Origin of the sequence: Streptococcus sp. IMAU 99161, assembly GCF_014435245.1 — a bacterium.
Lineage (GTDB): Bacteria > Bacillota > Bacilli > Lactobacillales > Streptococcaceae > Streptococcus > Streptococcus lactarius.
Window position 1 is genome coordinate 1 of record NZ_JAAPAW010000015.1, and the last position, 210, is coordinate 210.

Below are 210 nucleotides of genomic sequence, written 5' to 3' on the forward strand. Positions count from 1 at the left end.
TATTCTAGAGAGACAAGAAGTCGCGTGAAAGTCATTACCATGGACATGTTTAGTCCCTACTACGATATTGCCAGAAACTTCGCTTTCGAATTTCTAGGCTCAGGCTGAAACAGTCCCCCAGACTGTTTCACTCCCAAATGCTAAGATTGTTCTGGATCGCTTTCACATTGTCCAGCATCTCAGCCGAGCTATGAACCGCGTACGCATCCA

1 pseudogene is annotated in these 210 nt (G+C 46.2%); it reads left to right on the plus strand.

Annotated elements, in window-relative coordinates:
- Positions 1 to 210 (plus strand): annotated as a pseudogene (locus HA044_RS09280) (transposase); the annotation flags it as partial.